This is a genomic window from Propioniciclava sinopodophylli, assembly GCF_004324755.1.
In the GTDB taxonomy this organism is placed as follows: Bacteria; Actinomycetota; Actinomycetes; order Propionibacteriales; family Propionibacteriaceae; genus Propioniciclava; species Propioniciclava sinopodophylli.
The window spans coordinates 16,078-29,111 of the sequence record NZ_SDMQ01000007.1 but is presented as its reverse complement, the minus strand read 5'-3'; the positions used below and the strand labels follow the sequence as shown (position 1 = coordinate 29,111).

The following is a 13,034-nucleotide window of genomic DNA, read 5'->3' as shown; positions in this document are numbered from 1 at the left end:
CGGGGAAGGTGAGTTCGGGGTCGCGACAGGCCCTCTTGCACGCGGTGTGCGGGCCTGTCGCGGCCGTCGACGTCAGTGCGAGGCGCTTGCCGCGGGCTCCACCAGCTCGAGCAGCACCCCACCGGTGCTCTTGGGGTGGGCGAACTGGATGCGGGAGCCGCCGGTGCCGATCTTCGGCTCGTCGTAGAGCAGCGTCACGCCGCGCTCGCGCAGGGTGGCGCACACCGCGTCGATGTCGCGAACGCGGTAGGCCAGCTGCTGAATGCCGCCGCGTCCACCGTTCTTCGCCAGCCACTTGCCGATGGTGGAGTTCTCCGACAGAGGGGCGAGCAGCTGGATCTGGGCGTTCTCGACGTGCTGGTCACCCGTGCCCAGCATCGCCTCCTCGACACCCTGCTCCTCGTTGCTCTCGCGGTGGAGCACGCGCCACCCGAAGACCTCGGTGTGGAGCTTGATGGCCTCGTCGAGGTTGGGGACGGCGAGGCCGACGTGGTCGATGCACACAAACAGGTCAGTGTTGTCCATGGGGTCATTGTCCCACCTCCCGGCGGCGCGCCGCACGGCCGCCAGCCCCGTCGGTACGGCAAACTGTTCCGGTAACCGCCGTTCAACCAGACTTCCCCCTGGAGGCCGCCATGGGTAAATGGATCCGCACGATCCTGCTCGCCCTTCTCGTCATGTTCGCGATCTTCTACCTGTACACACGCCCGGAGGCGGCAGCGGAATTCGTGAAGTTCATCCTCGGCACATTCGACTCGATCGGCCGCTTCTTCGACTCGCTGGCCCGAGGCTGACGTGGCCGGCCTGTCGCGATTCCTCCACCCGGAGGCGTCGCGCCGGATGCTCGTGGACGAGGGCGAGTTCATCGTCGACGAGGTGTCGCGCCACTGGGTGACACGCGTGGTGCCCGTGCTCATCGTCGTCGGCGGCATGCTGTGCTTCGCCGCCATGCCGTGGCTGGGCGCCGGCTGGTGGGTCGGGTTGCTGCTCGGCCTCGGTCTGGGCGCGTGGGGGTTCTACCGGATCCACGTGGAGTTCATGGACCGCTTCGTCATCACCAACATGCGGGTTTTCCGGGTGCACGGCGTGGTCGACCAGCACATGGCGACCATGCCGATCGCGCGCATCCTCGACATCTCGGTGCGGCAGACCCTCCTGGGCCAGCTGCTCGGGTACGGGCACTTCGTCTTCGAGTCGGCGGCCCAGGACCAGGGCCTCAAGCAGATCAACTTCGTTCCCGACATCGAGCGCCGCGACCTGACCATCCAGCGGGTCATCCAGCGCGCCGGCCTGCGCGCCCGGATGGAACCCGTGGAGGAGTTCGACGGCGTCTGACGCCGACCGCCCCGGGGCTGTCGGCGGATCAGAGGACGGCGTCCACGACCTCCTTGGCCTCCTTCTGGACCTGGGCGAGGTGCTCGGGGCCCTTGAAGGACTCGGCGTAGATCTTGTAGACGTCCTCGGTGCCCGAGGGCCGTGCGGCGAACCACGCGCTCTCGGTGACGACCTTGAGGCCACCGATGGCCGCACCGTTGCCCGGCGCCTCTGTCATCTTCGCCACGATGGCCTCGCCGGCCAGCGCGGTCGCCGTCACGTCGGCGGGGGACAGCTTGCCCAGCTTGGCCTTCTGCTCCCGGTTGGCCGGCGCGTCGATGCGGGCGTAGGCGGTCTTGCCGAACTCCGCCTCGAGCTCCGCGTAGTGCTGCGACGGGGTCTTGCCGGTGACGGCCAGAATCTCCGAGGCGAGCAGGTCGAGGATGATGCCGTCCTTGTCGGTCGTCCACGTCTTGCCGTCGAGCGTGAGGAACGAGGCGCCCGCCGACTCCTCGCCGCCGAAGCCGATCGAGCCGTCGGACAGGCCGGGCACGAACCACTTGAAGCCGACCGGGACCTCCACGAGGTTCTTGCCGAGCTTGCGGGCCACGTTGTCGATCATCGAGCTCGACACGAGGGTCTTGCCGATGCCTGCCTCGGGGTTCCAGCCGCCGCGGTGGCTGAACAGGTATTGGATCGCCACGGCGAGGTAGTGGTTCGGGTTCATCAGGCCGGCGTCAGGCGTCACGATGCCGTGGCGGTCGGAGTCGGCGTCGTTGCCGTGTGACAGGTCGAACGTGTCGCGGTTGTCGATCAGGGACGCCATCGCGTACGGCGAGGAGCAGTCCATGCGGATCTTGCCGTCCCAGTCGAGCGTCATGAACGGCCACGCCGGGTCGACCACGCGGTTGATGACGGTCAGGCCGAGGTTCATGGTGTCGGCGATGTACTCCCAGTACTGCACGGCCGCCCCGCCCATCGGGTCGGCGCCGATGTTGAGCCCGGCGCCCCGGATGGCGTCCAGGTTGATGACGTTGACGAGGTCGTCGCAGTAGGGCGTCCGGTAGTCGTGGCGCGTGATGTCGGCCGCGGCCCGCTCGTACGGCGTCCGCTTGATCGACTTCCAGTCGGCCATCAGCTCGTTCGCGCGCGCCGCGATGACCTTGGTGGCGTCGGAGTCGGCCGGGCCGCCGTGCGGCGGGTTGTACTTGAAGCCGCCGTCGGCCGGCGGGTTGTGGGACGGGGTGACCACGATGCCGTCGGCGCGGGGGCCGTCGTGGTCGCGGTTGTGGACGATGATGGCGCGGGACACGGCCGGCGTCGGCGTGTACTCGTCCTCGCGCTCGGCGCGGACATCGACCCCGTGGGCGTGCAGCACCTCCAGCGCGGTCTTCCACGCGGGCAGCGACAGGCCGTGGGTGTCCTTGCCGATGAACAGCGGCCCGGTGATGCCCTGGCTGGCGCGGTACTCGATGATCGCCTGGGTCGTGGCCGCGATGTGGGCCTCGTTGAAGGCGGTCTTCAGCGAGGAGCCGCGGTGGCCCGACGTGCCGAACACGACCATCTGGTCGGGATTGCCGGGATCCGGCACGAGGTCGTAGTACGCCGCGAGGACGTCGTCGACGTTGATGAGATCTTCCGGCAGCGCGAGCTGCCCTGCGCGTGCGTGAACCATGGCTCCATCTTGCCCGTTCCCGGGGGCGGCGGGCAGGGTTCTGGGCGATTGCCCGGCGGTGGAACAATGGTCGGCATGACTTCTGTGCCGTTCCGTGGTGGAGCCATCGACCTGTCTGCGCTCAAGCCCGCGCCGCCCGCCCCGGCGGGTGCCGTCTGGTGGGTGGAGGCGGACGACCGGACGTTCGAGTCCCACCTCGCCCTGTCGATGCAACACCCGCTGGTCGTCGAGTTCTGGTCCCCGCGCGCGCCCAACGCCGCCCGGATGTCCGCCGACCTCAAAGAACTCGCCAACGAGGCCGCGGGCGCCTTCCTCCTGGTCCGGGTGAACGTGGACGAGGCCCCGGCCATCGCGCAGGCGCTGCAGGTCAGTGCGGTGCCGATGGTGGTCGGCGTGGTGGGCGGGCAGCTCGCGCCGATGTTCCAGGGCACCACCGACAAGGCGCAGGCCAAGGCCGTGATCGACCAACTCGTCATGCTCGCCAACTCCAACGGCATGGGCGGCCGCGCCCAGCCTGTCGTCCCGGAGGGTGCCGAGGCGGCTGCGGGGCCCGACCCCCGGTTCGAGGCCGCCGACGCGGCCCTCGAGCAGGGCGACTTCGCGGGCGCGGTTGCCGAGTTCGAGAAGCTCCTCGCGGCCAACCCGGCCGACGCCGAGGCGTCCGCCGGGAAGGCGCAGGCCAGCCTCATGGTGCGCCTCCAGGGTCTGGACGCCGCCGCCACGCAGGCCGCAGCCGCGGCCGATCCCGCCGACGTGGACGCCCAGCTCGCCATGGCCGACCTGGAAGTCGCCAACGGACGCCTCGAGCCGGCCTTCGCGCGGCTGGTCGAGGCCGTCCGGCTCACCAGCGGCCCGGAGCGGGAGAAGGCCCGCACCCGTCTGCTGGAGCTCTTCGAGACCGTCGGTGCCGCCGAGCCCGCGGTCCTGTCGGCCCGCCGCGACCTGATGAGCGCGCTGTTCTGATCGGACCGGCTCCCAACGCCCTTCCTCCCTCGTCACGCTGATCCCTTCCGCGTTGCGAGGGAGGATCCGCGTCGCGGGTTTCCTAGCCCGTGTTCCTCAGGCCGGCGGCGACGCCGTTGACGGTGACCAGCAGGGCCCGCTGGAGCGAGTCCGGCACGTCGGCACCTTCGGCGTCCAGCGCCCGCACGCGCCGCAGCAACTCGACCTGGAGGTAGCTGATCGGATCGAGGTACTGGTCCCGCACCGCGAGCGTGCGCTGCAGGCGCGGCTGGCTGTCGAGCAGCACCTCCTCGCCGGTCAGGCGGGTCACCTCGGCGACGGTGAGGTCGTGCTCGGCCCGGATCAGGTCGAACACGTGGCGCAGCTCGTCCGGGACGAGGGTGTCGACGTAGTGGCCCGCGACGGCGAGGTCGGTCTTGGCCAGGGTCATCGACACGTTCGAGATGACGGTGGCGAAGAAGTGCCACTGCTGGAGCATCTCCGCGAGATCGTCGGCGTGCCCGGCCTCGCGCGCGGCCCGCAGGCCGGACCCGATGCCGAACCAGCCCGGGACGATCTGGCGCGATTGCGTCCACCCGAAAACCCACGGGATCGCCCGCAGGCCCTCGATGCCGCCGCCCGAGTCCGGGCGCTTGGCCGGCCGCGAGCCGATCTTGAGCGCGCCCAGCTGGTCGACCGGGGTGCTGGCCAGGAAGTACGCGGGCAGGTCGGGGTCGTCGACGAGGCGGCGGTAGGCGTCGAAGGCGGCGTCCGAGGCGAGCTCGAGGACGGCGTCCCAGCGCGCCAGCGCGTCGTCCGACTGCCGGGGCCCGCGGTGCAGCGCGGTGCTCTCCAGGACCGCGGCCAGGGCCAACGCGAGGTTGTCGCGGGCAAGCGCCGGGAGCGCGTACTTGTCGGAGATCACCTCGCCCTGCTCGGTGAACTTGATGGTGCCGTCCAGCACGCCGTACGGCTGGGCCAGGATGGCGTCGTAGGTCGGGCCGCCACCCCGGCCCACCGAGCCGCCGCGGCCGTGGAACAGCCGCAGCTGGACGCCGTGGCGACGGGTCACGTCGCGCAGCTTGCGCTGGGTCTGGTGGATCTCCCACTGGCTGGTCAGCACGCCGGCCTGCTTGTTCGAGTCGGAGTAGCCGAGCATGACCTCCAGGCGGTTGCCCCGCAGCTCCACCAGCCGGCGGAACGAGGCGTCCGACAGCAGGCCGTCGATGAGCTCGGCCGAGGCGCGCAGCTCCGCCACCGTCTCCAGCAGGGGCACGAAGCCGATGTCGGCGTGCGCCGTGGCCCCATCCGTGCCGCCGTGCAGGTCGACCAGGCCGGCTTCCCGGGCCAGGATCGCCGCGGCGAGGATGTCGTCGACCCCCTGCGTCATCGACACGATGTAGGTCTCGATGACCGCGCGGCCGTAGCGCTCCTGCGCCTCACCGATCGCGGCGAACACGTCGAACGTCCGGCGCTCGCGGCCGGCCAGGGGCGGGTTGGGGCCGGCCAGCGGACGCCGCGACCCGAGTTCGGCTGCCAGCACGCGTCGGCGCTGTTCGCGGGTGAGGTCGGCGTAGGGGACCGCCACGTCGCCCACGTGGTCGATGAGCGCGCCGACGGCCTCGTGGTGCGCCTCGGCGTGCTCACGGACGTCGAGGGTGGCCAGGTGCAGGCCGGTGGCCGCGATGGCCTGGGCGGCCGAGCGGACGCGTCCGTGCGCGGCCAGCGCGGCGTGGTGAGTGGCGAGCGAGTCGGCGACGAGCGCGAGGTCGGCGCGCAGCCCCTCGGCGTCGGCGTAGTCGCGCCCCGGCTCGTGGACAGCCCCGGTGCGCGTGCGGGCGCGCGTGTTCAGCAGCTTGGCGCGGATGCAGGTCAGCTTGAGTCGGTAGGGCTCCTCGGCGTTGATTTGCAGGACGCGCCGCTCCAGCCCGGGGAGCGCGTCGAGGTCGGCGCGCAGGGACGCCTCCAGCTCCGCGCTGACGCCGGCGTGCCGGGTGGAGACCGACAGGTCGGTGGTGAGGCGGTCGATCACGGCGAGCGCGTGGGTGATCGCGTGCTCGTGCTGCAGCTGCAGCACCTCACGGGTGACCTCGGGGGTGACGAACGGGTTGCCGTCGCGGTCGCCGCCGATCCACGAGCCGAACCTGATCGGGGTGCTGGACGCCTCCAGGCGCACCCCGTGCTCGACGCCCAGGGCGGCGAGGTCGTCCAGGACAGCCGGGAGGGCGTTCGCGGTGACGGTGTTCAGGTAGTACAGGGCGTTGCGGGCCTCGTCCACGGGGGTGGGGGCGTCCAGCCGCAGCTCGTCGGTCTGCCAGAGCAGGTCGATCGTCTCGGCCAGGTGCGCGTCCTGGCGGCGGCGGGCTGCGGAGCCCTCGACGGTCGGGGTGGCGAGCACGTCCGCCACGTCCTTGAGCTTGAGCAGCACCGAGCGCCGGGAGGCCTCCGTGGGGTGCGCGGTGAAGACCGGGCGCAGGTCGGTTGCGGCGATCGTGTCCGCCAGCAGCTCGGGGCCGCCCTCGGCCACGATGGCGGCGACGGCCCGGTCCAGCCACCCGCTCTCGGCGTCGGCGGCGTCGATCGCCCGGACGCGGTGGACCTGCTCGGCGGTGTTGGCCAGCTGGAAGTACGTGGCGAAGGCGCGCACCAGGGCGGTGGCGTCGTCGGCCTCCAGCCCGGTGAGGGTCTCCCGTGCGGCCGCGGCGGCGTCGTCGGACGCCTCCGTGCGGGCCCGTTTCACCTGTCGTCGCACCCGCTCCACGAGCTCGAGGAGACCGGGCCCGCCCTGGCGGACGAGGCTCTCGCCCAGCAGCGTCGCCACGCGGCGGACGTCAGAGCGGAGCTCGGGGTCGATGGCGGTGCTGTCGTCGGGTAGGTGCGTCACGGCGTCCACCCTGTCAGAAGCCGGGGGCCGCACCGAACCGTCTCGGGACTCAGGCGACGGGGGAGCCGCCCTCCAGGTAGCGGGTGCGCCCGTCGGCCAGCGCCGCCAGCGCGCCGCGGAGGCGTCCGACGGCGAAGGGGGCCAGGCGTGGCTCGGCCTCCTCGGGCGTGAGCCAGTGGATCGCGAGGATCTCCTGCCCGTCGGGCCGTACGGCTGCCACCTGGGCGTCCGTGAGGGGCGGGGCGCCGAAGACCATCTCCGTGGCGTCCTCCCACCCGAGGTGGGGGAGGAGCCAGTCGATCGCCAGCACCCGGTCGAGGGTGACGTCGATGGACATCTCCTCGACGATTTCCCGCTCGCACCCGACCCGCGGCGACTCGCCGGGCTCCACGATGCCTCCGGGCAGCTCGAAGTCACTCTTGAACGACGTCTCGCACAGCGCGAGGCGCCCCGCGGCGTCCATCAGCACTGCGTGCGCGATGAGGCGCTTGCGGGGCGTGACGGAGTTCATCACCGCGGTGAAGGTGTGCTGATCGTCGCCGGTGTCGGTGACGAGCAGGGAGAAGACGCCTATGGCCTCGCCGCGCCGCACGCCCTCGCGGCGGAACCCCGCCCGGTAGAAGGCGCGGCGGACGGACAGGGTCTCGGGCGACACCGGCACCCACGCCTCGACGCGGGCCAGGCCGGAGTCGAAGGCGGACGCCGCGATGGCCTTGAGCGCAGACGGGTCCGGGATCCCCTCGTAGGAGAGGATCCCGGACACCGGGTCGACGTGCAAAGGCACCTACTCGGACGCCTCGACGTCCTCGGCGGCGGCCGGGGCGGTCGTGTCGATCGCCGCCTCGTCCACCTCGACGACGTCGGAGACGACGCCACCGTCGGGGCTTGCCTCGCCGTCGATGATCGCGCGGCGCGGCTCGACCGCGTCGTCACCGGCCTGCTCGCCGCCGTCGTAGCGGAAGAACACCGCGCCCAGCGGCGGCACCTGCACGGTGGCGCGCGCCGGGTAGCCGCCCCACTGACCCTCGACGGCGTCCACGCCACCGAAGTTGCCGATGCCGGAGCCGTCGTAGGCGGTCGCGTCGGAGTTGAAGACCTCCGTCCAGCGGCCGACCTCGGGCAGGCCGATCTCGTAGTCGTACCAGGGCTCGGAGCTGAAGTTCACGACCACGGCGACTTGCTGCCCGTCGCCGTCACGGCGAACCCAGCTGTAGGCGTTGCGGGGAGCGTCGTCAGCGTTGATCCACTGGAACCCGTGCGGGTCGTTGTCGAGCTTCCAGAGGGCCGGGTGCGCGACGTAGAGCTCGTTGAGGTCCTTGATCATGCGCTGCAGGCCGTGGTGGCCCCACAGGTCGCTGACCCACCATTCGAGGCTGACGGCCTCGTTGAACTCCGACCGCTGGCCGAACTCCTGGCCCATGAACAGCAGCTGCTTGCCCGGGAAGGCCCACATGAACGAGTAGAACGCGCGCAGGGTGGCGAACTGGCGCCACGCATCTTGCGGGATCTTGTTGATCATCGAGCCCTTGCCGTGCACGACCTCGTCGTGGCTGATCGGCAGGATGAAATTCTCGCTGTACTGGTAGACCATCGCGAACGTCATCTCGTGGTGGTGCCACTGGCGGTAGATGGGCTCGAGCGCCAGGTAACGCAGCGAGTCGTTCATCCAGCCCATGTTCCACTTGAAGCCGAACCCGAGGCCGCCGAGGTTGGTCGGCTGGGTGACGCCGCCGAAGCTGGTGGACTCCTCGGCGATCATCGTCACGCCGGGCACCCGCTCGTACAGGTGGCGGTTCACGTAGCGCAGGAAATCGATGGCCTCGAGGTTGTGGTTGCCGCCGAACTCGTTCGGCACCCACTGCCCCGGCTCGCGGCTGTAGTCGAGGTAGAGCATCGAGGCGACGGCGTCGATGCGCAACGCGTCGAAGTGGAACTCCTGCACCCAGTACAGGGCGTTGGAGACCAGGAAACTCTTCACCTCGTTGCGGCCGTAGTTGAAGATGTAGGTGCCCCAGTCGGTGTGCTCGCCCTGGCGCGGGTCGGCGTGCTCGTACAGGGCGGTGCCGTCGAAGCGCCCCAGGGCCCACTCGTCCTTGGGGAAGTGTCCCGGGACCCAGTCCAGGATGACGCCGATGCCGGCCTGGTGCAGGCGGTCGATCAGGTAGCGCAGTTCGTCGGGCTTGCCCAGGCGGCTCTGCGGCGCGAAGTAGTTGGTGACCTGGTAGCCCCAGCTCGGCTCGAACGGGTGCTCGGTGATCGGCATGAACTCGACGTGGGTGTAGCCCTGCCAGGTCACGTACTCGACGAGTTCGTCGGCGAGCTCCAGGTAGGTCTTGCCCTTGCGCCAGCTGCCCAGGTGCACCTCGTAGATGCTCATCGGCTCGTTCTGGTAGTTCTTGGTCTTGCGCGCCTCCATCCACTCGTCGTCGCCCCAGCCCATCTTGCTGGTGTAGACGATGGAGCTGTTCGCGGGCGCCTGCTCGGCGAAGAAGGCCATCGGGTCGACCTTCTCGCGCCAGACGCCGTCCGCGCCGAGGATGTTGTACTTGTACAGCGTCCCGTCGCCCACGCCCTCGACGAACAGGGCCCAGACGCCCGAGCCCGGCACGAGCTGCATGGCGTCGCCGGTCCACCAGTTGAAGTCGGCGTTGATGCGCACCTCACGGGCGTTGGGCGCCCACACGGCGAAGCGTGTGCCGGTGACCTCCCCGCGCTCCTCGTCGTGGATCGTCACGACATGCGCGCCGAGCCGCTTCCAGAGCTCGGTGTCGCCACCGTTGTGGAATCCCTCCAGGTCCCAACCGTTCAAGCCTCCGAACGAATCGTGTGCCATCGTTACTCCTTCTCGGTGAGGGTCTCAGGTGGGTTGTCCCCGTGCGTCGCCGCCGCCCGGATGGCCCGCATGGGGATCTCCACCCAGTCGGGACGGTTGCGCAGTTCGTACAACACTTCGTACACGGCCTTGTCGATGACGTACCCGGGGAGCACGGCGTCCCCGTTGGTCACCCCACAGTAGCCAATCAGGAAGGCATCCCGAGCCGCATCCGCCCAGTTGGTGGCGGCTTCGGAATCGGGGGAGGGGTGGGCGCTGCGGACGTAGTCGAACGAGCGCACCATGCCGGCCACGTCACGCCACGGCGAGTCGGGCGCGCGCCGCTCCGCGGCGGTCTTCGCGGGCTCACCCTCGAAGTCGATGATCGTCCAGACACCGGTCCCTGACCCTGTCGCGTTCCCTGAGCCTGTCGAAGGGCTGTGGAGCGTCTGGCCGAGGTGGAAGTCGCCGTGCACGCGCTGCACCGCGAGTTCGCGGCCGCGCAGCACGTCGAAGGCGCCACGCAGGGCGTCCGCGTACGGTGCAAGCTCGCCGGCAGCCGCAACGGCGGCGACCAGCCGGGCACCCATGGTGTCGGCCACCTCGTCGCCCGCGACGGTGCCGGTGCCGAAGGCCTCCGCGAGCCGGGCGTGGACGTCGGCCAGGGCCACGCCCAGCGCGCGGGCGCGCTCGGTGAAGTCCTCGCCTGCGATGCAGGCGGCGGTCGCCAGGTCCCAGCCGTCGGTGGCATCCGGCACGCGCGCGATGACCATGCCGAGGTCGGTGGACGCCCCCGCCGGCCACGCGCACTGAAGGCGCCCGCGCACCTCGGGGACGCCGGCGCCGCCGAGCGCGATGAGCACCTCGGCGTCCAGGTTCGGGCCGGGCTCGATGCGGCGGAACAGCTTGTACAGGTCCCCGGAGCCCAGCGTGAGGGTCGTGTTCGACTGCTCGCCCGCCCAGAGCTTCACGGGGCGGTCGGCGAACGCCGGCTGGGTGGCGGCCACGAACGCCGCCAGCGCGTCCGGGTCGGTGGTGGCGTCGACGACCTGGACGGCCCGACCATCCACCTCGTCGGTGCCGACCACGGTGCCGGGCACGGCCGCACCCACCGGGTAGTGGGCCACCAGCAAGTGGTAGTGCTCGGTGTGCCCGTCGGGGTAGGACAGCTCGGCCACCTCGCTGCGCAACGCGGGCGTCGCGCCGGGGGCGGTGTACGGGGGCAGCGGTTCGCGGCCGACGAGGCGCGCGCCGGCCCCCTTACCGCCGAACCAGCGGACGGTCTCCATGTGGCGCAGCCAGGCGCCGTTCAGCTCGGTGCTCGTCACAGGATCAGAGCACCGCCAGGATGTGGGCCGGCTGGGCCGGCGTGAGCCGGACGAAGTTGCGCGCCCCCCACGTGAACTCCGCCCCCGTGAGCTCGTCGCGGACGCGCAGCGGCGCGTCCTGCGCGAGCCCCAGCTTGGACATGTCCAGGTGCACCTCGGACTCCACGGTGTTGTCCGGGTCCAGCGAGACGATGACCAGCACGCGGTCGGCGCCGTCGTCCTTGGAGAACGCGAGCACCTGCTCGTGCGGGGCGGTGTGGAAGTCGATGCGGCGCAGTTGCTGGAGCGCGGGGTGCTGGCGGCGAATGCTGTTCAGCGTGCCCATCAGCATGTTCAGATTGGGCTGCGCCGTGTAGTCGCGGGGGCGGAACTCGTACTTCTCCGAGTTCAGGTACTCCTCCCGCCCCGCGGCCAGCGGCAGGTGCTCGAACAGCTCGAACCCCGAGTAGACCCCCCACGCCGGCGACAGCATCGAGGCCAGGATCGCCCGGATGGCGAAGATGGCCGGGTTGCCCGACTGCAGGTGGAACGGGTTGATGTCGGGCGTGTTGACGAAGAAGTTCGGCCGGAAGAAGGCGTCCGTCTCGCGCGACAGCTCGAGCATGTACTCCACGAGCTCGTCCTTGGTGACGCGCCACGTGAAGTACGTGTAGCTGGTGTGGAAGCCGACCTTGCCCAGGGTATGCATCATCTCGGGCTTGGTGAACGCCTCGGCGAAGAACAGCACGTCGGGATCGGTGGCGCGGATCTGGGCGAAGATCCACGCCCAGAACTGAACGGGCTTGGTGTGCGGGTTGTCGACGCGGAAGATGCGGACGCCGTGGCTCATCCACAGGCGCAGCACGCGCAGGACCTCGTTGTAGATGCCCTCGGGGTCGTTGTCGAAGTTGATCGGGTAGATGTCCTGGTACTTCTTCGGCGGGTTCTCCGCGTACGCGATGGTGCCGTCCAGGCGGGTCGTGAACCACTCGGGGTGCTCCTCGACCCACGGGTGGTCCGGGCTGGCCTGCAAGGCGAAGTCGAGCGCGATTTCGACGCCGAGCTCCTGGGCGCGGGCCACCAGGCGGTCGAAGCTGTCCCAGTCGCCGAGTTCGGGGTGGATGGCGTCGTGGCCGCCTTCGCTCGAACCGACGGCCCAGGGCGAGCCCGGGTCCTTCTCGGTCGCGTCCAGGGTGTTGTTCTTGCCCTTCTTGAACGCCGTGCCGATCGGGTGGATCGGCGGCAAGTAGATGACGTCGAAGCCCATGGCCGCGGCGGCCTCGATGCGCGCGTGGCTGGAGTCGAAGGTGCCCGACGTCCAGGTGTCGGTGGCCTCGTCGTAGGTGGCGCCCTCCGAACGCGGGAAGAACTCGTACCAGCTCGCGAACAGCGCGCGCTTGCGGTCGACGAACACGGGGAACTCGGCGGTGGGGGTGACCAGCTCGCGGGGGCCGTACTTGCGCATGGCCTTCGCCAGGCCGCTGCCGGTGGCCACGTCGAGGAGGTCCTCGGCCGGGCGCTGCGGGATGAGCAGCTGGGCGGTGGCGCGCAGGATGGACGCCTCCACCGGGTCGCCGGCCTCGTCGGCCGTGCGGGCGGTGCGCTCGAACAGGTCGCGGCCCTCGAGGCAGACGAGCTCGATGTCGACGCCGGCGGGCAGCTTGGCCTCGGCGTTGTGCAGCCAGGTGCCCCAGGGGTCGGACCAGCCCTCGACGCGGAACGTCCAGGGTCCCTCGACGTCGAAGCGGACCCAGACCTCCCACGGGTCGAGGCCGCGGGGCTGGAGCGGGGTCATGTCGTGGCGGGTCTCGCGGCCGTGGGGGTCGGTGAGGATCACCGACGCGTTGACGGCGTCGTGGCCCTCGCGGAAGACCTTCGCGCGGATGGGGACGAGCTCACCGACGGTGGCCTTGGCGGCGTAGGCGCCGCACTCGATGACGGGGGAGACCCCGGTGACCGGGATGCGGCCGATGCCGCGCACGACGGTGGTGGTCGCCGACAGGTCGACGGGGATGCGGGTCGGCTCGGGGGCCGGGCTGGGCGTCCCGGTTGCCGTGGCGGACGATGGCTTGGGCTTGTTCACGTTGCGCTGCGTCACGC

10 protein-coding genes are annotated in these 13,034 nt (G+C 70.6%); 3 read left to right on the top strand and 7 right to left on the bottom strand.

The features are described from left to right. Window positions 1-72: 72 nt before the first annotated feature. Window positions 73-525 (bottom strand): methylmalonyl-CoA epimerase, encoded by a 453-nt coding sequence (gene mce / locus ET989_RS08010; RefSeq protein WP_131168028.1) that lies wholly within the window; start codon window positions 523-525, stop codon window positions 73-75. A 110-nt stretch (window positions 526-635) separates the two neighbouring features. On the opposite strand from mce, the gene ET989_RS14920 reads away from it, so the two are divergent. Together ET989_RS14920 and ET989_RS08005 are read left to right on the top strand one after the other, a co-directional pair. Then, entirely contained in the window at window positions 636-794 is a 159-nt protein-coding gene (locus ET989_RS14920) for a hypothetical protein (RefSeq protein WP_165490089.1), read from the top strand. Between the two features lies 1 nt (window position 795). After that, window positions 796-1,335 (top strand): PH domain-containing protein, encoded by a 540-nt coding sequence (locus ET989_RS08005; protein ID WP_338324532.1) that lies wholly within the window; start codon window positions 796-798, stop codon window positions 1,333-1,335. A 28-nt stretch (window positions 1,336-1,363) separates the two neighbouring features. Here the strand turns inward: ET989_RS08005 and pgm are convergent, their stop codons facing one another. After that, window positions 1,364-2,989: a phosphoglucomutase (alpha-D-glucose-1,6-bisphosphate-dependent) gene (gene pgm, locus ET989_RS08000; RefSeq protein WP_131168027.1), complete on the bottom strand. Its 1,626-nt coding sequence runs from the start codon at window positions 2,987-2,989 to the stop codon at window positions 1,364-1,366. 75 nt (window positions 2,990-3,064) lie between these two features. On the opposite strand from pgm, the gene ET989_RS07995 reads away from it, so the two are divergent. Further along, window positions 3,065-3,952, top strand: a complete 888-nt coding sequence (locus ET989_RS07995; RefSeq protein ID WP_165490088.1) for a tetratricopeptide repeat protein — start codon at window positions 3,065-3,067, stop codon at window positions 3,950-3,952. Between the two features lie 82 nt (window positions 3,953-4,034). Here the strand turns inward: ET989_RS07995 and ppc are convergent, their stop codons facing one another. Genes ppc through ET989_RS07970 form a run of 5 tightly spaced genes read right to left on the bottom strand, consistent with a single transcriptional unit; the run spans window position 4,035 to window position 13,032 of the window. Further along, on the bottom strand, window positions 4,035-6,815 hold the full coding sequence (gene ppc, locus ET989_RS07990; RefSeq protein WP_131168025.1) for a phosphoenolpyruvate carboxylase: 2,781 nt from the start codon (window positions 6,813-6,815) through the stop codon (window positions 4,035-4,037). A gap of 49 nt (window positions 6,816-6,864) precedes the next feature. Further along, on the bottom strand, window positions 6,865-7,599 hold the full coding sequence (locus ET989_RS07985) for an NUDIX domain-containing protein (RefSeq protein WP_131168024.1): 735 nt from the start codon (window positions 7,597-7,599) through the stop codon (window positions 6,865-6,867). Continuing rightward, the gene (gene glgB / locus ET989_RS07980; protein WP_180320771.1) at window positions 7,600-9,648 is read right to left on the bottom strand and encodes a 1,4-alpha-glucan branching protein GlgB; all 2,049 of its coding nucleotides are present in this window, start codon (window positions 9,646-9,648) and stop codon (window positions 7,600-7,602) included. 2 nt (window positions 9,649-9,650) lie between these two features. After that, complete coding sequence (locus ET989_RS07975; RefSeq protein ID WP_131168023.1) at window positions 9,651-10,955, bottom strand: phosphotransferase; 1,305 nt, start codon at window positions 10,953-10,955, stop codon at window positions 9,651-9,653. Window positions 10,956-10,959: 4 nt separating this feature from the next. Continuing rightward, complete coding sequence (locus tag ET989_RS07970) at window positions 10,960-13,032, bottom strand: alpha-1,4-glucan--maltose-1-phosphate maltosyltransferase (protein ID WP_277751356.1); 2,073 nt, start codon at window positions 13,030-13,032, stop codon at window positions 10,960-10,962. Between the last annotated feature and the right edge of the window lie 2 nt (window positions 13,033-13,034).

Bases quoted from the DNA above. Each gene is read 5' to 3' on its own strand.
- ET989_RS07995 (WP_165490088.1), top strand. From the start codon at position 3,065: ATGACTTCTGTGCCGTTCCGTGGTGGAGCCATCGACCTGTCTGCGCTC.
- glgB (WP_180320771.1), bottom strand. From the start codon at position 9,648: ATGGCACACGATTCGTTCGGAGGCTTGAACGGTTGGGACCTGGAGGGA.
- ET989_RS14920 (WP_165490089.1), top strand. From the start codon at position 636: ATGGGTAAATGGATCCGCACGATCCTGCTCGCCCTTCTCGTCATGTTC.
- pgm (WP_131168027.1), bottom strand. From the start codon at position 2,989: ATGGTTCACGCACGCGCAGGGCAGCTCGCGCTGCCGGAAGATCTCATC.
- mce (WP_131168028.1), bottom strand. From the start codon at position 525: ATGGACAACACTGACCTGTTTGTGTGCATCGACCACGTCGGCCTCGCC.